This window comes from Rhodobacter sp. TJ_12 (assembly GCF_020023995.1).
Classification (GTDB): domain Bacteria; phylum Pseudomonadota; class Alphaproteobacteria; order Rhodobacterales; family Rhodobacteraceae; genus Rhodobacter.
This window is the reverse complement of record NZ_NRRD01000009.1, coordinates 14,759-34,594: the sequence shown is the minus strand read 5'-3', so window position 1 is coordinate 34,594 and position 19,836 is coordinate 14,759. Positions and strand designations below refer to the sequence as shown.

The 19,836-nt window shown below is 57.6% G+C and carries 14 protein-coding genes and 1 pseudogene; 10 read left to right on the top strand and 5 right to left on the bottom strand.

Annotated features, from left to right (window positions below):
• The first annotated feature begins 14 nt into the window (after positions 1-14).
• The gene (locus tag CKO11_RS08680; RefSeq protein WP_223636532.1) at positions 15-2,279 is read left to right on the top strand and encodes an adenosylcobalamin-dependent ribonucleoside-diphosphate reductase; all 2,265 of its coding nucleotides are present in this window, start codon (positions 15-17) and stop codon (positions 2,277-2,279) included.
• 665 nt (positions 2,280-2,944) lie between these two features.
• Here the strand turns inward: CKO11_RS08680 and CKO11_RS08675 are convergent.
• On the bottom strand, positions 2,945-5,167 hold the full coding sequence (locus CKO11_RS08675) for a hypothetical protein (protein WP_223636528.1): 2,223 nt from the start codon (positions 5,165-5,167) through the stop codon (positions 2,945-2,947).
• A gap of 388 nt (positions 5,168-5,555) precedes the next feature.
• Here CKO11_RS08675 and CKO11_RS08670 point away from each other — a divergent pair, with 388 nt between their 5' ends.
• Positions 5,556-5,912, top strand: coding sequence for a hypothetical protein (locus tag CKO11_RS08670; RefSeq protein ID WP_223636525.1), 357 nt, complete (start codon positions 5,556-5,558; stop codon positions 5,910-5,912).
• Between the two features lie 267 nt (positions 5,913-6,179).
• Positions 6,180-6,902, top strand: coding sequence for a hypothetical protein (locus tag CKO11_RS08665; RefSeq protein ID WP_223636522.1), 723 nt, complete (start codon positions 6,180-6,182; stop codon positions 6,900-6,902).
• 110 nt (positions 6,903-7,012) lie between these two features.
• Here CKO11_RS08665 and CKO11_RS08660 read toward each other — a convergent pair.
• Positions 7,013-7,183: pseudogene (locus CKO11_RS08660) on the bottom strand (IS5/IS1182 family transposase); the annotation flags it as partial.
• Between the two features lie 161 nt (positions 7,184-7,344).
• On the opposite strand from CKO11_RS08660, the gene CKO11_RS08655 reads away from it, so the two are divergent.
• From CKO11_RS08655 to CKO11_RS08640, 4 genes are all read left to right on the top strand, one after another.
• Positions 7,345-8,124 (top strand): ATP-grasp domain-containing protein, encoded by a 780-nt coding sequence (locus tag CKO11_RS08655; RefSeq protein ID WP_223636519.1) that lies wholly within the window; start codon positions 7,345-7,347, stop codon positions 8,122-8,124.
• Between the two features lie 585 nt (positions 8,125-8,709).
• Entirely contained in the window at positions 8,710-9,093 is a 384-nt protein-coding gene (locus tag CKO11_RS08650) for a hypothetical protein (RefSeq protein ID WP_223636516.1), read from the top strand.
• A 64-nt stretch (positions 9,094-9,157) separates the two neighbouring features.
• Positions 9,158-10,444 (top strand): M16 family metallopeptidase, encoded by a 1,287-nt coding sequence (locus CKO11_RS08645; RefSeq protein ID WP_223636513.1) that lies wholly within the window; start codon positions 9,158-9,160, stop codon positions 10,442-10,444.
• Positions 10,441-11,805: a M16 family metallopeptidase gene (locus CKO11_RS08640; RefSeq protein WP_223636510.1), complete on the top strand. Its 1,365-nt coding sequence runs from the start codon at positions 10,441-10,443 to the stop codon at positions 11,803-11,805. The genes CKO11_RS08645 and CKO11_RS08640 overlap by 4 nt, the downstream gene beginning before the upstream one ends.
• 476 nt (positions 11,806-12,281) lie before the next feature.
• On the opposite strand, the gene CKO11_RS08630 is transcribed toward CKO11_RS08640, so the two are convergent.
• The 3 genes from CKO11_RS08630 to CKO11_RS08620 form a co-directional block, all read right to left on the bottom strand.
• Positions 12,282-13,838: an argonaute/piwi family protein gene (locus CKO11_RS08630; protein ID WP_223636507.1), complete on the bottom strand. Its 1,557-nt coding sequence runs from the start codon at positions 13,836-13,838 to the stop codon at positions 12,282-12,284.
• The gene (locus CKO11_RS08625; protein WP_223636505.1) at positions 13,835-15,784 is read right to left on the bottom strand and encodes a TIR domain-containing protein; all 1,950 of its coding nucleotides are present in this window, start codon (positions 15,782-15,784) and stop codon (positions 13,835-13,837) included. Before CKO11_RS08625 ends, CKO11_RS08630 begins: the two co-directional genes overlap by 4 nt.
• 549 nt (positions 15,785-16,333) lie before the next feature.
• Positions 16,334-16,651 carry a hypothetical protein gene (locus tag CKO11_RS08620; RefSeq protein ID WP_223636501.1) on the bottom strand — a complete coding sequence of 106 codons (318 nt, stop codon included), beginning with the start codon at positions 16,649-16,651 and terminating at the stop codon, positions 16,334-16,336.
• A gap of 271 nt (positions 16,652-16,922) precedes the next feature.
• Between CKO11_RS08620 and CKO11_RS08615 the strand changes: the two genes are divergently transcribed.
• The 3 genes from CKO11_RS08615 (at position 16,923) to CKO11_RS08605 (ending at position 19,572) form a co-directional block, all read left to right on the top strand.
• Complete coding sequence (locus tag CKO11_RS08615) at positions 16,923-17,258, top strand: helix-turn-helix domain-containing protein (RefSeq protein ID WP_223636498.1); 336 nt, start codon at positions 16,923-16,925, stop codon at positions 17,256-17,258.
• Positions 17,251-18,498, top strand: a complete 1,248-nt coding sequence (locus CKO11_RS08610; RefSeq protein ID WP_223636495.1) for a type II toxin-antitoxin system HipA family toxin — start codon at positions 17,251-17,253, stop codon at positions 18,496-18,498. The genes CKO11_RS08615 and CKO11_RS08610 overlap by 8 nt, the downstream gene beginning before the upstream one ends.
• A 447-nt stretch (positions 18,499-18,945) precedes the next feature.
• Positions 18,946-19,572, top strand: a complete 627-nt coding sequence (locus tag CKO11_RS08605; RefSeq protein WP_223636492.1) for a hypothetical protein — start codon at positions 18,946-18,948, stop codon at positions 19,570-19,572.
• The last annotated feature ends 264 nt before the right edge of the window (positions 19,573-19,836 follow it).

Below are 19,836 nucleotides of genomic sequence, written 5' to 3'. Positions count from 1 at the left end.
CCAAGGACGCCCCGATGAGCCGTTTTGCCGCCCCCATCGCTGAACAAATCTGGGACATGAAATACCGCCTGAAAGAGGCCGATGGCACGCCTGTCGATGCCTCTGTCGAAGATAGCTGGCGGCGCGTGGCGCGTGATCTGGCCGCGGTCGAGACCGATGCGGCGGCGTGGGAAGACCGTTTTTACGCCGCGCTTGAAGATTTCAAATTCCTGCCGGCTGGCCGGATTTTGGCGGGGGCTGGCACCGGTCGGTCGGTCACGCTGTTCAACTGTTTCGTCATGGGCACGATCCCCGATTCGATGGGCGGCATTTTTGACATGCTGAAAGAAGCCGCGCTGACGATGCAGCAAGGTGGCGGCATCGGCTATGATTTCTCGACCATTCGTCCGCGCGGGGCGGCGGTGCAGGGCGTGGCCGCCGATGCGTCAGGCCCGCTGTCGTTCATGGATGTCTGGGATGCGATGTGCCGCACCATCATGTCGGCGGGCTCGCGCCGCGGCGCGATGATGGCGACGATGCGCTGCGACCACCCCGATATCGAAAGCTTTATCACCGCGAAGCAGGATTCCGCGCGCCTGCGGATGTTCAACCTCTCGGTGCTGATCACCGATGCCTTCATGGAAGCTGTCAAAGCCGATGGCCCGTGGGAGCTGACCTTCGGCGGCAAGGTCTATCATACCATCCAAGCGCGCGATCTGTGGAACAAGATCATGCGCGCGACCTATGATTTCGCCGAACCGGGGGTGATTTTCATCGACCGGATCAACGCGATGAACAACCTGAATTATCTGGAGCAGATCTGCGCCACCAACCCTTGTGGCGAGCAACCCTTGCCGCCCTATGGCGCGTGCTTGCTAGGCTCGATCAACCTTGCACGGCTTGTCACCGCCCCCTTCACCGAAGCCGCAAAACTGGATGAAGCCGCGCTGGATGAGTTGGTCCGCACCGCCGTGCGGATGATGGATAATGTGGTGGATGCCTCGCGCTTCCCGCTGCCGCAACAAGCCGAAGAGGCGCGCAACAAGCGCCGCATCGGGCTTGGCGTGACGGGCCTTGCCGATGCGCTTTTGATGCTGGGGCTGCGCTATGGTTCGGATGAGGCTGCCGCACAGACCGAAGCCTGGATGAAGCTGATCGCGCGGGCGTCCTATCTGGCCTCGGTCGATCTGGCGCAGGAAAAGGGCGCCTTCCCGCTGTTCGATGCCAAGAACTATCTGGCCTCCGGCAATATGATGCAGATGGATGAGGATGTGCGCGAGGCGATCGCCACCCACGGCATTCGCAATGCGCTTTTGACCTCGATCGCGCCCACCGGCACGATCTCGCTTTACGCGGGCAACGTGTCGTCTGGCATCGAGCCGGTCTTCGCCTATGCCTATAGCCGCAAGGTGCTGCAAAAAGACGGCAGCCGGACCGAGGAAGAGGTGGTCGATTACGCCGTGCAAATGTGGCGCGACCTGAAGGGCGATGCCCCCCTGCCCGATCACTTTGTAAACGCCCAGACGCTGGCGCCGATGGACCATGTGAAAATGCAGGCCGCCGCGCAGAAATGGATCGATTCGAGTATTTCGAAAACGATCAACTGCCCGGTCGATATTTCCTTCGATGCGTTCAAAGATGTCTATATGGCGGCCTATGAAACGGGCTGCAAAGGCTGCACGACCTACCGCCCGAATGACGTGACCGGCTCGGTCCTGACCGTCTCGGAAAGCTCGGAAAAAGCGCCCGAGGCCGATAGCGGGGCCGAGGTCGTTTATCTGACCGAACCGCTGGACCGGCCCGCCGCACTGGAAGGTGCGACCTACAAGCTGAAATGGCCCGGTTCAGAGCATGCGATCTATATTACCGTGAATGACATCGTGCAGGGCGAGCATCGCCGCCCGTTCGAAGTGTTCATCAACTCCAAGAACATGGAGCATTTCGCCTGGACCGTGGCGCTTACCCGGATGATTTCGGCGGTGTTCCGGCGCGGTGGCGATGTCAGCTTCGTGGTCGAAGAACTGAAGGCCGTCTTCGATCCGCGCGGCGGCGCCTGGATGCAGGGGCAATATATACCCTCGATCCTCGCTGCGATTGGCGGGGTGATCGAACGGCACCTGATCGCCACGGGCTTCATTGCAGGCGAGGGGATGGGGCTGAAAAGCGACCCGCGTGCCGAGGTGATGCAAATGGGCGAGGCCCCGCGCGGCCCGGCCTGCCCCTCTTGTGGCTCCTATGCGATGCGCAAGGTCGAAGGCTGCATGACCTGCGCCGATTGCGGCCATTCCAAATGCGGCTAAAGAAAAAGGCGCGCGGATGTAGTCAGAGAAAGCAGATGAATGCGCAAACGAAAGCATAAGCCTGCGCAAGGGGTGTCAAGGGCGAAACGTATCGCCTGGCGCCCTTGGACTGCTCTCTGACAAACGGTGATAGAGGCGCCGGGGCAGATGCTCCGGCGCCTTTCGCGTATGGAGGGGATGCGCGGTTCGTGGCATGAAGGCGCGGATCTGGCGGAGAGCCGTTGTGCTCTCCCTGTATGAGATGCCGTAACGGGGCCTGCGCCGCGACCCGCCCGCTGCCGTTGCAAAACCGAGGGCAAGCTGGCGCCATTCCCGTATTGGATCCATCGGGCAGACTGCGGGATGAGGCTGTTTGTTGGGCTGGATGTGTCGCTGGAGAAGACCGCGATCTGCATGATCAGCGAGCATGGGAAGATCGTGAAGGAGGCGCAGGCGGCCAGCGAGTCGGAGGCACTGTTGCGGTGGCTTTGCAGGCAGGACTCCGATGAAGACCATGAAGCCGACGCAAGCTGTCGCGACGATACGGAACCGATATCAGCGTCGGAGAAATTGTCAGGCGCCCGTCACAACAACCGATGTCTACGTCAACACCATGGGCGGAAAGCGGGCGTTCGCTGCTCGATACTCAAAGGTCTGCTGTGTGGGTAAGATGCCTTGGTTTGCATTCAATAAATGCCGACATTGGCAGCTTGCCCCATTGTTTCAGGTGAAATGATGTCTGCGATTTCTTCAAGAAGGGGCTGTAACCTCTGGTGGTCGGACTGCGCCATGCCATGTTCGATCGCCGACGACCAATGACCGTTACGGTACAACGAGGCGGCGCGCCCACGAATTTTCAAGGCCGCGCTATCACGAAGTTCTTTGTCAGGCAGGCCGCCAGCTTTCATGCGGGAATTTATTTTTTTCTTTAGCTGGGCCTCTGCTTCGGCGTCGTTAGCCAGAAGCGCGAGTGTCGCGAGTGCGTAGACTGACTTTTCCAGAGTCGCCCAGCCTGTCTGGTAACGGCCAGCCTTGAACGTCCAGGATAAAAGGATTTTGTCGATGTCCTCGGCAAGCTCTGGGCAACCACGTCTGCGCGCATCCACTGCAGCTTTAAATAGCGTTTCAGTCATCTGAAAAATCTCGACGAATTTTACGGTTTCTTCGTCGTCGGGCACCCAAGACAAGACCGCGATCAGCCAGGCGGCGTGTTTGCGCAGTTTCTCCTGTGCATGAACATCACAAGCGGCGGCATTCGATAAGGCAATGAGCATCGTAGTGACCGTCGTGATCCAGTTGATCATGTCGAACGTGAACTGCGATCGTTTTTCGATGGCGTAGAGGAGAAGGTCCTTCTCGGTTTGATACATCCCGTCGGCCCATTCCTCGAAATTTACTATAACCTGCCGCGCATTCAGATCGCCCTCAGGGGCATCCGCGACCAAGTTGACGAGTTGGGAGAGCCTCACAGCGAGCCCTTGTGTGCTTGTCGCCGAGTAGTAGGGGGCGAGATATGCGCTGTGGATGCTCATCAACGGCGTGTCCGGCAGGGCCATGAACAACTTGGCGATCAGCTTCACAGTTTCTCGGATGCCTTGAGCTGCAAACTGAACCTCCCTTTTGTTTGTCTGCAACAGCTCGAAACTGAGGCGAGCGAGCTGTTCAACTCCGGTGGACGTGACGGGCCGGTAGTCCTCGCGCGCGGCCCCGACGCACGAGACTATGCCGATCTTCTGCACCACAGTCGCTATGCCCTGCGGACCTTCCATTGCGAGCAGCATTTCGGCGCATTGTCCCATAAGCCTCACGCCTTCCATGAGGACGTCCGGCATGTTGTGCGGAACAATCCGCTCGACTTCCCCTGAGAGATATCCGGCCGCCAGATGGGCGTGAGTGTTCGATGCATGGGGATTTGCATAGTCAATTGAAATATATACCCGCACGAGGCTGGCGATCACCCGCAGTGTCTGTTCGATCTGTTGTTCATCGCCGCGCGTGACGCCGATACGCGCCGTCTGCCGCAGATGCTCAAGCGTATCGTTGATAAAACCGTCCGAGGTGAGCGGGTTGTCAAACATGAGCTGGTTGGCAAAGAAGGTCTTTCCCTTCGCTTCGATATAGGCAGCGTTGATCGCAACGATTGCGTTCATAGCCACAGCGCTGACCTCATGGTCGCCTTGCTCAGCATAGCGGCGCGCGAACGATACAGCATAGCGCACGCCCCGCTGGGCGCCTTCCGTCCATCCACGATTGACCTGAAAATAGGCTGCCCGCGTCAGGTCATGTTGGGACGAATAGGGATCGCTCTGGTTCGGTTGGCTGCCGTCGGAAAATAACGGTGCTGCCCGTTTCGCTCGTCTCGCCCACGCTTGCAGCTCACGCTGGGCCTGCCTAACGACCATCTTGAGCTGCTGTGCCGGGTTCACCAAGATCAGCGCCCGTCGATAGCCGTAGAGAAACAGCCCTAGAACGATTACGGTGCCCCAGAAAGTTATGAATAAGATGGCACCAACGCGCTGCTGCCCCACATTCAGAGATAGGCTGGCGATAATGACCGCAAGAAAGAATGTCGCCGCGAACGCGCTGAGGAGGCGTCTGTCAGCGCTAAGCCTGCGGAATAGGCCATGTGGCATTCGCTCTACGTTGACCTGCATTGCGAACAACACGAGGGACGATACAATGGCCGCCGCTCCGACTAATGCGCCGCCAAGTGTCACGAGAAACGATCTAAGCGATGCGAGTTCAGCTTCAGTTGCAAAGATCGGGTTCAGCAACTCCTGGAGTGCAGGGACACCGAAGCCACTGAGTCCGATCAACGCCAATAGGATGATCGCAACCGCAACCGCGCCATGACGTTGCCGCCAGACAAGAAACCTAAAGCGGGTGCGATACAGCTGCTGCCAGATCAAGGCTGTGCGACGGGCCAATATTTGCGACGCGCGCTTGGTACTCCTGTTTATGCGTCTACGCAGTAATCGCATGCGGGCTCGCAGCCTCATCGGTCACTCCAATCGAATTGCGGCACTCAACCTTTGAGAACCAGTGAAGTTTACGGCAAAAGAAACATAGTTGCGAGCCTTTGGCTTCATGGCGTCTACTCGGGTGAAGCCGACATTCGCTTGCCAAGGGTTAAACGTCCGGAGAGGGCCGGGTACGTCGATACGACTGCGCGGGCATCCAGCAGGGCCTGCCACGTTGCCGCAAGTCCGTTTTGAGCCCTAAGCTACATTGTTTTCTTGGGGGACCCGCTTTATTCCTTAGCAACTGACCGTAAGTAAGAATAGGGGAGCGAATATCATGGCTTATGAAATCCATATAGAACGAGACAATGGTCGGCCAATCAGCCTAAATGAATGGATGAGCGCCGTAAGCAGTGTTGATTTCGTTAGGTTAGCAGATACGGCGACCACGATAGTGACGAACACCGTTACTGGAGAAAAAATATCGAATCCTGCAACGCATGGAACAGCTGAACTGTTTGACCCTACTAGTCAAACTTGGATCGGAATGTTCAGATGGTTCAATGGACGGATTTCAACTCGTCCTTCCCCTGATTTTCAAACGTTCAATAGTCAGCAAAGATCAGCAATGCGGGCTTTGGCTGCGCTGCTAGGTGCCCAGATCGTGGGTGATGAAGGAGAGATTTACGAGTAAAGGGACAGTGGATTGCGCCATTCACGTGAATGACCGCTCCGTCCGCATCAGCGACATTCGGCCCGGGATTTTGCTGCGTCGTGCCATCTGCGCGTCGGTCAGCCAGAAGAGATCGCTCAAATTACCGCTCCGTTTTCGAAGCCGTGAAGCACGCAGCGCAAATGAAATCAATGCATCCTGACCCTAGATTATCCGTGCGTAGATTGAGCATGACAAAAACGACCGCTTCAGGTAGCCATAGCGCTACAGTAACTTGAAGCGCGAGCCATGATTTTTGATGTCAGCCAAATTTCAAAAAAAAGAAATATGATGTTCTTTTGGGTCGCAATACTACTTGCTACAGCCTCATCTCTGAACGCTCAGCAGCGCAACCCAAAAATTTTACTTCCTGATTGCTCTATTACTTTATCTGACCTTGAAGGTGGTGATCATTTTTTGTGCGAAAGCCAAAATGGCGATATTAGATTTGAAATTCTGAGTGGGAACAGGGCCAACAGTGGCCTAATGGGGGATGCAACGCCAATTTTCAATAACTTTTGGCGCAATCCGGGCGAAATTCCAGGGTATTCAATCTCTTTAACTCCCTATAGGGAGGTGCCGAATATATGGAAGGTTAAATACCTTGATGGTGGCGGCCGGGAGATACCTACTGTCTTTCAATACTTTATATGGTCCCGGAATTTTTCCGCTCTAGGGGTTGGCCGAAATGACTTTGCGATACCGTATGGTCCCACACGAACGATAAAGTGCCTAAACGAGCACGATGAGAGTGAGCCATTTAAACGCTGTATTGCTTATTACACTGCTTTGGTGTGTGAAACTTGGCACAATCGTTACAACCAACCTGTCACCGTGGTGAGTTATCCGACCATTGCCGTTCGATCAGAAAGTTATCGGGCCTCCACTCTCATGATGGAGAACTATGAAACGATCCAACGCACCGCAGAAAAAATCCTAAATCAAGTACTCAATATATCCTGTAGTAATTAGAGAGAAAGATTGGCGGCCTTATCGCGTCAATTAGACGACAGAAGGAGCCCCCCCTTTGCCCGCACGTTTCAGAAGATAGCTTCGCTTTCGGTCCGTCCAGGTGCGGAGAATCAGTTCAGGATAGCGATGCGGACCTGTATTTCGGCGGTCTGGCGGTTGGGGGCTCGTGACATGATCCGGTCGCCCAAGAGTTTCAAGCGTTTCATCCGGGCTTAGACGCGACTTCGGGCGTGATAGCCCGCCCATTTCTTACAGATATATCGCCCCAGACACCGTGTCGCGAGACCTTCTGCCCGGGGTTGCACTGCGCCGTGCCATGGATGGCCGCTTTGGGGAGGCCGTGGCGCCGCATGACCGGTTCGTCCTTGAGCCCTTTGCGGCATTGGCTTCCCGGCGGACATGTGTTCTCTAGTTTGGCGATTAGCAGAGGAACCGGAACGGGATGCAGTGGATTCTTCAGCAGTTCGAGGACACTGAAAAGTTGGCGCATGCGCTTGACCGGCTGGGCATTCCCTACTCGTGGCATAAGGTCGTCCCATTTGTTGGCGAGCTTGTCCCCGAGCCTGAAGTGCGCGACCGGCAGTCCGTGGTGATGTTCGGTTCCTACACTATGTGGCGATATGCTGAGGCCAAGAGCCTGCATCCCGGCGTTTTCCGGATTGCGCCGTTCGTCCATGAAAAACCTTGGCAGCCCTTCATGCTCAACGGGCCGGATGCGATATTTCTTCAGGTCAGAGAGATTGAGGCAAAGTTGGCTGACGATGGTTGCCACTGGTTCATTCGTCCCGTGGCCGACAGTAAAGAACAGACAGGAACCGTTAAGGCTGCTGCGGACATTCGCGAGATCGCCCGCAAAGTCATGCTTCTCGATGCAGACGAGATTCCGCATGGCGCGCTTCGGCCCGATACCCTGATGATGCTGACCACACCGGCACGGATCTACAAAGAGTGGCGCATCTGGATCGTGAACGGGGTTGTCGTCACTTACTCTCTCTACAAAGAAGGGACACGAGTGACGTATCGCCACGAGATAGACGACGATGCTCTGGAGTTCGCCCAGACGTTGGCCGGGCTGAACAAGGGTTACTCGCCCGCCTATGTCATGGACATTTGCCGCACCGAAGAAGGCCTGCGACTGGTGGAAACCAACTGCATCAATGCCGCAGGTTTCTACGCGGCTGATCTTGCGAAGCTTGCCGAGACGATTAACGCTATGGCATGACGCCAACATTGCGAGACCGGCAGCTTCGTCTGCAATCAGCGACATTCTGCCCGGGATTTCACTGCGCCGTGCCATGACCGACCGCTTCGGGGAAGCCGCACCGCCGCGTGAACCCATACTCGATGGCGGCTCAGGGCCGACCATGTCTGCGAGGCCAAGACCAACGTGAGGGGCGGATGGCGGCCATTCGCCACATCAGCACGGGCTCCGACAGCACATAACGTAAGCGGACCTTGGGACAATGCCGGGGGGAATCATCGCAACACGACCGCAAGGGCGGGAACCGATCGTTCGCTGCGGCGTGAAGGTAGGGCGTTACCTCAAATAGAGCTGACACTCACCAATTTTGAAGATTTCAACCTCGACGGGTCCAGCAGCGGTTTCTGATGCCGATACGCACCACATCCCGCTGCAAAAGGGGCGGACGTCGCCATTGGCGCCGCCACGGCAGCAACCGTATGCCGGTGGCCCTGATAAACTAGAAATGGAGAGGTGACTGACAATGACCTATAAAATGTTGGGGCCACTACTATATTTCGCGGTGGTAGGCATCATCGTTATGATGAGCAGACTCGGGATAGCAATTTGGTCAAAAATATTTTCGGCCGTTGTCCTGACCACTTTGGCAACGGCGATACTTTTTTACGTCCATCGCATCAAAACTACAATTTGATTACAAACCATGGTAGCGCCACGCGACCACATAGCACAAGGGCCCAATTGATGCTGAAGTATTCAACTCCTGTTATTTTTGCTTTCATATCAGCGGCTCATTTTGTTTTACCCATGAATTTAATCGCCTTCAGTTCACTTATTTTTATCTTTTCGATTGCAAATGCACTTCGCGCGATTCCAGCATTTCAGGTCGGCACATCGGCCCTCTCAGTTAAATATGAAAAAGTTCTTTGGTGGCTGGCTTTTTTAATTTTAAGCTATCGACTTGCTATTTTAGCCCAGGGATACTTCTGAGCGAATAATATAGGGTCGTCATTTTTGCTGGGAGACGCAGTATCTGCAGCGCGAAAGAGAGAATATGATCAAATGGGCCTGCGGCATTTTAGCTTTAGTAATCCCTTTTCTGGGCGCAATATATTTTTTGGGCGCCATGGCAGGTTCTTCATCGGCTGTAAAGTTTGTCGCGCATAACAACGAAAGCGGACAAGTCCATTTCTTGATTGTTTATCCACAGCATCACCCCATCCTCGCCCACTACACCGAACATCTAGCCTGGCTGCCCAACATCGGAAAGAACTCCCGCCCCGAGGATCGCGACAGCAACGCTTGGACCAACGACTTTGCCGTCGGCTACTGGCTTTCCGGCCCGCCCGAGGATTTGACCGACATGCTGCGGCGGTTGCAGGTGGTGTTTGACCCCATCGACCTACCGCAAGGTCTCGCCGAGACCGAGCGCGACATCATCCTGCGCGAATATGATTGGCGCATAGCGAACAACCCCGATACGCAGGCCGCCGAAGAGATGGAGGCGTTTCTTTACAAAGGCAATGCCATCGCCGCCTCGGTCATCGGCACGCCAGAGCAGATCAAGGCGCTGACCTATGACGCGGCACGGGCCTTTCACGCTGAAACCCATCGCCCCGAACTTGCCCGGCTGGTTGTCACTGGCGATGTGACCGAGCACCAATTGGCGAAGGCGATGGCGGAAGCGGGTTTCCCCGCCCTGGACGCGAACCGCGAAGACATCGTCCCGCCGCCCTTCGCCCTTGCTGCGCCCGAAGCCCGCATCTTCCGCTACCCCGACCCGAGCGCCGCCCCCCGCATGACCTGGCGCCGGGTCGTGACCTTGCCAGAACCCGTGGATTTCGACTTGCTCGAGGCGCAGACTGCCTTGGCACGCGATATCCTCGACACCAACCTCCCGGGCGGCCTTGCAGGGCCGTTGCGGTTCAATGCCTTTGTCACCAAGAGTTTCAGCATCTCCATTGCCCCTATCAATGAGACGCATATCGAACTGACTTTCTCGGCCGAACCTGACAAGGGCATCGGCTTTGCGCAGATGCAAACGGCCTTTGAGGCCGCTCTTGCTGCCTCGGCAAAAGGGGTTCCGGACGCGACCTACGGCCGTGTTCGCGAACGGTTCAAGGGCTTCTGGCCCGACTGGTCGGATGAAGATGAAACCGCGCGCTGGATGGCGGATTACACGCTGTCGCGCGTCTCGGCCTTGCGTGAACCCAAGACCGAACGCCAGATGCGCAAGATCGATGCCCAGATCGATGCTTCAGACATTGACACCATCCTCGCGGCCCTCGTCGCCCCTGGACGCACTGCCATTGCCTTCATAGGAACGGACCCAAACTTATGAAACACTTAGTCGCCGCAGCTTTTGCCGTGATCCTGCTGGCGGGATGCCAGGAGAAGGAAAACGCCAGTGCCGCCACCGAGACCAGCCCCGGCGGCATCACATATACGCGGATCTACATTCCAGGGGCTGATGATGTGGCAATCCAGATCGCTTGGCCGACCAATTGGGCCCTGCGCGGCGACGTAAATCAGGCCGTGCCATACATCGGAACGGATCTGATCCTTGCAGGCGGGGCCGAGGGGTTTCCGCCGGGGGAGGTGGTGGAAACCTTTGCCGATCTGAAGGCTGAGGGTCATTTGTCGGTGACGCCTGATTATCTCTTTGGAGAGTTGGTCGTTCCCCAAAAAAACCTCGACAAGGCGGTAGAGATTGCCGCGGCGCATCTGGCAAAGCCGACCATGGATCAAGGCTGGTTCGACCGGATCCAGCAGGGATTTGCCGCGAACATGGCCGAAGCGGCGTCGCAACCAGCCAATAACGGGTATGATGCGCTGCGTTGGGCCATTCTTGGCGATACACCTCTGCGCCGCGCACTGTCTGTCGATCCACCTGAGATGATCACGACAGTGACACGCGCGGAAGTCATGGATTGGTATCAGCAGACTGTGGTCCGCAAAGGCGCAAAAGTGGTGATTGCCGGGGAAATCAGCGAAGCGGATGCAGGTGGGGCCGTGGATGCGCTGCTTTCTAGGCTTCCTGCCGGGAAGGCGGTTGTCGCTTCCGCACCCACCGCCGATTTCGCACCAAGGCGAATTCTGCTGCACGTCCCGACTGCCCAGACATCGACGCTTGTTTTGATGGGGCCGCTTCCGCCGACCCGTGAAGGGAGCGAATTCGAAGACTTATTGCTGGCCACCGCCCTTGGAGGTGACGACAAAAGTGTACTCTTCGACGCGGTCAGAACCGGGCTGCGCGCAAGCTATGGTTTTGGTGCGGGTCTGGCTGGCTATTCGCGTGACCTGCGTGTTATGGTTTTGTCGGGCGAGGTAGAAACCGCCAAATTGGCCGAGGCGGAAACAATCGTCCTCGCGGCCTATTCCGAGTTCTTAACCGCGCCTAAGATGGGTGATCTGACCGCCCGAAAGGAGCCGTTCAAGGCAAATGGCGAACGGACAGCAACGCTGCCGGGCGCCGCATCCTCATCTGCATTGATGGCTCTTCTGGATGGGAAGGACGCAAATCTTGCGCTGACCTTGCCTTCGCTTCTGAACAAGGTCACCGATGCGACTGTTCAAGCTCGCGCGGCATCAGCTTTCCCCAAAGCGGAAGCACTTATCGTTCTGGCCGTATCGCCCGACGCAGCCGCGCTGCCCGGGGCTTGCGTGATCACCTCCCCTGCGGAAGCAGCCAACTGCCGATGAGTGCGCAGGGCAAAGACAATGGCGGCGAGATCCCACTTTCCTGATTTGGCAAGACGCTGTGGAAGTTCACGCCGCCTTACGGGGTGTTGGTATTCCTTGCTATTTGCCTGCGGTTGATCGGGTTGGTTGCCCTCGGTGCCACTCCGCCGCCGCCGCTCATCTTGGACGAGCCAACCGATCACCTTGATCTGGATGGTATCGCAGCACTCGAGGCTGCGCTGTCTGCTTATGATAGGGCTGTTTTAGCGATCAGCCATGACTCGGCATTCCTTGAATCCCTCGCACCGGACAGAACAATTGATCTTGGGGCACGACCGTTTTGTCCGTATCAGCGACCTTCGACCTAGGATTTTGCTGCGCCAAGCCATGAACGGCCGCTTCGGTGAAGTGCGCCGCCGCATGCGCCCGTGCTCGATCGACGGCTCTGGGCCGGTCGTTGCCTCAGCTATCTGAGCACATGCCCGAGAGCAGCCCCTCTAAATATAGTATTTGAATGGTTGCGGTCCGCCCTCCCGCGCCGAACCCATCACAAGGATGTCGCCGACCATCTTCGCGAAGCGAACCGTTACCGGTAGCCCGTCGTTGAAGTTACACGAGTTGTAGTTAATCTTTGTCAGTCCCATGATGTCAGCAAGAACCGTCCGCATCTCTGGTTGACGATGCTTTGAGCGCAAGATCGTCACCATAAGCGGGTTGGGTGTTTCAGGCCCGATATACGTATCCAGCTGTGGGACGTAGCCGCTCGTCCAAAGGTAGGCGTTCTTCTCGTCTAAGTTTAGGCCCGTTCCCCTGATCACAGGGTAGTCGCCAGCACGGAAAAGCTTTGCGTCACCACCCGTTGACTTGATCCGAACGCCGACGACATTCGTCCCCTTCGGCGCCGCGCGACAGAAGGCATTCCACTCCTCGTCGTTGAATGACGCCTGCCCATGGATGAAGAGCTCCTTGGGCGGTTCGGAATGAAGCTCCCGATACGCTTCGATCACAGTCCCTAGAAGCTCTTCCGCGGCGTGAGCGTTTAGATGGTACTCGTACTCGCCTGTCTTCCAAGGGCCATTCGCGCCGCGGAACACCACACCATCGCCCTCACTCAGAAACATCTGCGCCGCGCAGCAGACGTGGTTGTCGCGGTTGTTCGGGAGGTTTTTGTAGACCATCCCGATGTAGCATACCCCTTCGCGCACGTTCGACAGCCTCCAGGGCGGTCGGTCCTGAGTCTTGTAGTAAAGCCCCGTCGCGATGTTCCACGCCACCGTCGCCGGGTCTTGGGTGGTTCGCTTGGGATAGCCCGCACAGTTGGTGAACGCTGTCGGCTCGAGGGTCGACTCGCGCAGGATCTGAGATGGCGCGATCGAGAGCAAGGTCGCCTTAATGTGCCTACGGAAGTCGGGAATGTCGTCAAACACGTCCTCGATGCGCGGATCAAACCGTTCGTCCATGAAAAGGAACGACTGGGCTGACCTTGCGCGCTGCTTCTTGGGCGTTTTCCCGGCGAAGAGGGTCAAACCGGTCCGCCTCGATTCCGGACGGCATCGCTCGTACACTATCTCGGGCACGACGAATATCCATATGTCGATCGATCCTTCTTCGTTGCGCCTAAATTTGTGGACGCGCTCAGTGTAGATACGGGCTACCGCATCGACGGCCTCGTGCATGTTCTGCACTCTCGTCGCGCGCTCGATGGCGTCGAACTCGACCGTCAGGGCCCTGAGCCGATCTGGATCGAACGTAACGCCGAATGTCTCTTCGAGCCCGGCGAAGTCCGCGAGATGAAGACGCTCCTTCTTCTCCGTCGGCCCGGGAGGCGGCACCGGTATCCCCGAAAGCAGCCGTCGGCTCCAAGAGCGGAAGTGGCTGATCCCATCCGACGTTCCGACAACCCCAATTCGAACCTCTCTAGGCGTCCGTGGGCCGTCATGCGGTCCATAGAGAAACAGGCCATCCTTTGGGTGGTGGCTCCTCTGGTCATGGCGGAAGTCGAGTTCTGGCTCGTCCAAGTGATCTACGATCAAGCTTGCCTCGGGAAACCTCATTTACCGTCTCCTTCGGGCTCGGCATCTTCGCCGTCAGCCGCGGGCCGCCCGAGCGTGCTTTCGTCCTGCTCCTCAGCATCTGGGTCGGCCACGTCAGGAAGAGCTGTACTAACCGGCGACGTGAAGAGAAGGGGCTCAGAGGAAAGAAGCATGTCTTGGCCCGGAGCAAGCGAAACCCGAATGTAGGCTGAGTCGCCCGACATGATCTGAAGGAATGCCAGAAGCCGCCCATGCCATTGCTTGTTGCGCCAACCCTTGCAGACCGATCTGCGAAGGCGGTGCATCTTCTTCGGGTCATCTATGCGTTCGCCCTGCTCCGTATCGTTGTCCTCCGCGAAGAGGACGCGCGCCTTCAGGCGGAAGTGCCAGAAAGGCCAGTTCCGAGGAATCGCTGTTACACCATATGACCAGACATGCTTTCGGGCGATGTTGCGCAGCATCGACGACCTGCGCTCGCCTTGCCGGCCCCAAGGTACCCGTTCACCAATCCCAACTTGAGTCGGGGACACATGGAAACCATCGCCGTTGGAATACGCGTAGGCGACCATTCCGATCTTCCTGCAGTGCCGTTCCCATCCATCGCGCAGCAGGCCCGTGAGCATGTTCGACAAATCACGCCCCGCGACACCGATCTCGGGCATTCCGTTATCCACCGCATCCACAACCGGCACAGATGTCCGCAGGCGCAACTTCGCCACTCCTCCGAAGCTTTCCTCAACATCTGGCGGCGCTGCGAAAGTAATCACGCCTCGCTCATACGCGACGGCGGGAAACGACAGCCCTTGCACCCGTCTCTTGAGGACGCCGGTTTGGACCGCTCCCGTCGCCTCGTAAAAATGGAGTTCATCGGGCATTTCCAATATCTGAATCCAATTGGAGACCAAGGATTCTGGCTCGCGCACCAGCGGAACAGCACCACGCTTTCGGAAGCTGTCCCATTGGGCTGCGACAGCGATGCTCTCACGACGGCACGTCACTTGTTGGCGGCGCAGTGTCTCGAGAAGCTTCGAAAGCCCTTCCGCCCAGCCGCTCGTGAAATCGGCAGGCGTCGCATCGCGGAGACCATCAATCTTGGCCCCCTCCTCGATCCGTAGCGGGATTATCAAGCGAGCGTCACCAAGACTTGCGGCAAGCGTCTTCGCCCTGTCGATTAGATCCATAGCGTCTTCGTTGGCGCGAGTGGCCGCGCCCGACACCGCCAGCACCTTCACAGCGCGGTGCTCCAGCGCCACTCCAATCTCCTTGTGCCATCTGTCTCCAGGCTCGAGGGTCAGGATCTCGGAAAAAACGCGATAGCCGTGCGCTTCGAGCTTTGGACCGAGCCATAAAATGAACTGATCGTGGTCGGGGCGTGCTCCGACGAGAAACAGAGTATCCCTTTGCGCTTCCGCCTCCGACTCCACCTTGCTGCCGACCCCTGGCTTTGGAAGCAAAGCTTGAAGGACCGAAGGTGGCGGCAAGCGGCCTTCGCGCTCATCCAGCGTTTCATTCAGCATCCGCTTCAGCGTACGCCCGCTCGCGGGGGTCCATAACTTGGGATGAGCTTCTTCGATGTCAGGATGAGCGCGTAGCAGCGCCTCAAGATCCTCGCGCCCGAAGATGTTTCCCGGAGATCGGATGGCGGGGCCGCAAATCTCTACGAGGTCCTGCTTTCGTTGTGGCGTCATCGCTACAGACGTCGACAGGATGTAGCGATCGGGCGCCAGCTGATCGATCTTCGCCCGCTCCTTCGACATTTCACGCTTCAAAGCTGCGATAGCAGATTTCTCGTATCTCTTAGCTTGTAGGATCGTTAGGCCTTGCGCCTCCGGCGCGTGACGTCCATCTATCCCACCATCGGCTCCTTCGCCGAATTGCTCGAAGCGGATGCCAAGAGCACGACCGATCAGGTCGGCTGAAAGCGCCTCGAACTCAGAGGGCGATAAGGCAGAGAAGTCGGTATGCATAACTTCTATATATCGACATTCAGCCCGGTTTACACTCAAGATTTACTACACAGACATGCTAACTTAATATCCCAACAGTGAATCTAGGGTACCTGTTGGATACGATCGCATGACCGGTCCTCAACCATCCGACGGCAAGAACAACCGATATCCATACGTTTTGTCACCGGGCGGAAACAGCCGCTTTTTACTTAGCGGGCTTCGTCACAGCAAACTTTGGCGCAGCCGCAGCGAAAACTCACTTCGTCCCGCGTCGCTGGCACCGACCAGTCGAAATTGCTGCGTGCGGCACGAATGACCGGTCTGGGGAATGCCGCAGGGCGGCACAGCGCCCGGTTGCAGATTGGCGGCTTTCGGACATGTAAATCGGAAGAGCTGCCGTTCGCGTGCGTCAAATTTGGGGGCAGCAAGGCGACCAAAATGCGTCGTTACAATGCGACTGTATTCAAGCCGAAGGAGCCTCGCGCAAGCAGGTTCCTTCGGCTTGAATATAGTTGAGCGCGCAGAGCAGTTTCTGAGAAGATCAACTGTGCGCTGCGCGCCGTTGGATCAAGCGGATGGCGCCGTGAGAGCGAACAGGTGCTCCGGGTCAACTGGCTGATCTTCTGGACGTGTCAGGATATTCTCAACAAACGGCCCGCTGTACTCAACAATCGGCTGCCCTTCCCGCACCTCGAGTTCGCCTTTGACTTCGCGGGCGAGGAGCAGAAAATCCACGAGGAACTGTGCCCCGTCGAATAGGGCGTCACGCTGTGACTTGGGAAGTTCAATTGCTGATTTAAGGTCGATCACCTGGTTCATTAAGCCAATGAATTCATGCTCCGAGTAGTTTGCTGGTAAGTTTTTTGCGAATTCGTTCAGATTCATGTCTGCTCCTAATAGCGTCAGCACGTTGGTGCTTCAGTAATGAGCGCAATTGCATGACGCTCTTCAAGAAGCATTTTCCTGCAAGCGTATCGAACTTCCGCCACCTACAGTGAGTTGCTCGCCCTAAAGATCTCGGGCGGGGCCCTAATTCAGCCCATGGATGAGTTCAGGCGCAAAGCGCGGTTGGCCGGCTAAAAATTGGCACATAGCCTCTTCAAGAATGCTATCTTCATGCTACATATAGTTTCATAATGTAGCGCGAAGATGACAAATGCCGACACCTCACAACCCTCCGGCCGCAGTGCGGCGTGCGCTGCGCAAGCTCGGCGCAGATATCAAGGACGCCCGGCGGCGTCGGAGGCTGCCCATGGCTGTCGTGGCGGAGCGCGCTTTCACGTCGCGATCGACTCTTCAGAAGATCGAGGCCGGAGACACCAGTGTCAGCATCGGCATCTATGCGAGCGTCCTCCAGGCGCTTGGGCTGCTGGACGGGCTAAGCCAAGTGGCGGATATCGCTAACGACAGTGTCGGCCAGGCGCTGGCCAGTGCTGACTTGCCAAAGAGTGTCCACCTCAGGCGCTCAACGGGACCATCGCGCGATGGCTGATTTCGAGGTCCATGTCGATCTGAACGGTCGCTTGCATCCCGTCGGACTGGCGCGCAGCAACCGTGTCCGAGGCAACGAAACGATCCTGTTCGAGTACGATCCCGCCTGGCTGAAGGATGCGGAGCGGTTCTCGCTTGAGCCCGCTCTCCCCATAACGCGTGGTGCTTTTGCACCCCCAGCCGGGCTATCGACCTTTGGTTCGATTGGCGATTCCGCGCCCGACACCTGGGGGCGCCGCCTCATGCAGCGCGCAGAGCGACGCAGCGCTGAACGTGATCGTCGCGCGGTGCGCACGCTGACCGAAAGCGATTATCTCCTAGGTGTCGCCGACGAGACCCGGCTTGGCGCCCTTCGCTTTCGCCGGGTGGGCGAAGAGCAGTTCTTGGCGCCGATCCGTGCTGGGGTTCCCGCCTTGATCGAACTCGGACGCTTGCTTCAGGTCACCGAACGGATCCTGCGGGATGAAGAAACTGACGAGGACCTCCAGCTTATCTTCGCGCCCGGTTCATCGCTTGGCGGCGCGCGGCCGAAGGCATCGGTCATCGACCAGCATGGTCATCTCTCCATTGCAAAGTTCCCGAAGGAAACCGACGAATATAGCATTGAGACATGGGAGGAGATTGCTCTTCGGCTGGCTGGCCTTGCAGGCATTGTCACGCCGCACCACGAACTCGTCGAAGTAGCGGGCAAGAAGGTCATGCTGTCTCGACGGTTCGATCGCGAGGGAGCCGTGCGTATCCCGTTCCTGTCAGCGATGGCGATGATGGGGGCCAAGGATGGCGAGCGCGGGAGCTATCCCGAAATCGTCGACGCTCTGACCGCGCATGGCGCGCAAGGTAAGACCGATGCCCACGCCCTGTATCGCCGTGTCGTCTTCAGCGTGCTGATCTCCAATGTCGACGATCATCTGCGCAATCACGGTTTTCTCTGGCGTGGCAAGGCTGGATGGTCGCTGTCGCCGGCCTACGATCTCAATCCGGTGCCGACTGACATCAAGGCACGAGTACTGGCGACCAATATTGATCTCGACGAGGGCACCTGTTCGCTCGACCTGGTGGAAGAGGCTTCGGAATACTTCGCACTGACGCTCGCGCAGGCACGCGCAATCATCAAGGAGGTGGCCACGGTCACTGCCAACTGGCGCGAAACCGCGCGGTCGGTCGGTGCGCGGTCGGCTGAGATCAACCGCATGGCCAGCGCCTTCGAGCATGATGATCTGAAGCGCGCGCTGGCGTTATGATGCGACCATGCCTCTGCAGATTTGACACGCCATCGGCAAGGGGGCAACCTCATGGTGTCGTGCGCGATGCGCGCGCGCTTAGGATAATCGCCAGAAGGGGACGCGCATGATTGGTCCAGTGATATGCATAGGCGGGATTGTGGTCTGCATCGTGGGATCTATTCATTGCTTGCTGGTCTACCGAGATACCGTGGTACGGCAGATCCGCGTCGACCCCGAAAGGGTCCGCCGCTTTGTGGAAAGCGCACCTTTGCACCTCTTGGAGGAACTGAAGGCCAAGCGCCCGGTGTGTGAGTGCTGTGGTGCGCCGCTTGGGCCGCGCCGGGAGTGAATTCAGACGGCGAATGGCAGCCCAAAGAGTTTACGGAAAAATTTTTACCGTAAACTTGACGCGTGATCTGTTAGGTGGCATAAAGCTTCCAACGACACTTCACGAGGATGGCTTCCATGGCGACGAAAGGGGAAATGGTGCGGGCGCTTGCCCAGCGGTTCGACCTGAACCCTAACAAGGTCGACGCTATGACGCGCGCCATGGCACGTGCAGGGCTCCGTACGCCTGGCGGACGTGGCCGGGCTGCGGCGGACATGACGGGTGAAGATATCTTCCATCTTACGCTCGCTCTGGTCATGGGGCTGGAGACAAAGGATGCGCCCGAGGTCGTGCGAGAGCTCTCGCAACTGCGGCTTGTGCGTGGGAACCTGTTTCTTGACGGCCATATCCAGTGGGAAGCCAATGGCGATGCGGGAGGGGAGAGCAAGCTTCTCGATGCCCTGAACCGGCTGCCCGTCGCGGGCCTGGAACTGCACCGCACCTTTGGTGCGTTCGGCGGCCAATGGCTCGAGGAAGGGTTCGGCGACCCTGAGGATGGGGTCAGTTCTGCTCCGGTGTCTGTCGAGGTCAGCTCAAACGGGCCGCATGCCGTGTTCTCGCACCGATCCGACAAGGGCAGCCTGAAGCTATGGTTTGGCGATGCTGCCACGGATCTGAAAACACCGGAGTGGGAGCGGCGGACGATCCTGTCTGACAAGCTCTTCCGGCGGCTCTCGAATCTCGCCCACGACAGCGCATCCTGACCGAATCCGGGCGCCTGCCGGGGCCGAAATGCCGAATCATTTGCCGAATTCGATTCGCGAAATCGGAGCGATTTGATGATTTGCTCTGCCCAATTCGCGTGCGCTCTCCACTATCCACAGAGTTATCCAGATGAAAATGACCCTTCAAAAAAGTTTTCAAGCTCGTAGCGCCCGTGTTTCGGGCAGCAATAAAGAGCTTGCGGTTCCTTTTTCGCAGACGCGGTTCGGAATCCGGGAAATCGAAGGCGAGCGCCTTTCCGATCT

What these genes read in the sequence shown, in the direction of transcription:
- CKO11_RS08680 (WP_223636532.1), top strand. Translation starts at nt 15, where the DNA reads ATGAGCCGTTTTGCCGCCCCCATCGCTGAACAAATCTGGGACATGAAA.
- CKO11_RS08670 (WP_223636525.1), top strand. Translation starts at nt 5,556, where the DNA reads ATGGCTTATGAAATCCATATAGAACGAGACAATGGTCGGCCAATCAGC.
- CKO11_RS08665 (WP_223636522.1), top strand. Translation starts at nt 6,180, where the DNA reads ATGATTTTTGATGTCAGCCAAATTTCAAAAAAAAGAAATATGATGTTC.
- CKO11_RS08655 (WP_223636519.1), top strand. Translation starts at nt 7,345, where the DNA reads ATGCAGTGGATTCTTCAGCAGTTCGAGGACACTGAAAAGTTGGCGCAT.
- CKO11_RS08645 (WP_223636513.1), top strand. Translation starts at nt 9,158, where the DNA reads ATGATCAAATGGGCCTGCGGCATTTTAGCTTTAGTAATCCCTTTTCTG.
- CKO11_RS08640 (WP_223636510.1), top strand. Translation starts at nt 10,441, where the DNA reads ATGAAACACTTAGTCGCCGCAGCTTTTGCCGTGATCCTGCTGGCGGGA.
- CKO11_RS08630 (WP_223636507.1), bottom strand. Translation starts at nt 13,838, where the DNA reads ATGAGGTTTCCCGAGGCAAGCTTGATCGTAGATCACTTGGACGAGCCA.
- CKO11_RS08625 (WP_223636505.1), bottom strand. Translation starts at nt 15,784, where the DNA reads ATGCATACCGACTTCTCTGCCTTATCGCCCTCTGAGTTCGAGGCGCTT.
- CKO11_RS08620 (WP_223636501.1), bottom strand. Translation starts at nt 16,651, where the DNA reads ATGAATCTGAACGAATTCGCAAAAAACTTACCAGCAAACTACTCGGAG.
- CKO11_RS08615 (WP_223636498.1), top strand. Translation starts at nt 16,923, where the DNA reads ATGCCGACACCTCACAACCCTCCGGCCGCAGTGCGGCGTGCGCTGCGC.
- CKO11_RS08610 (WP_223636495.1), top strand. Translation starts at nt 17,251, where the DNA reads ATGGCTGATTTCGAGGTCCATGTCGATCTGAACGGTCGCTTGCATCCC.
- CKO11_RS08605 (WP_223636492.1), top strand. Translation starts at nt 18,946, where the DNA reads ATGGCGACGAAAGGGGAAATGGTGCGGGCGCTTGCCCAGCGGTTCGAC.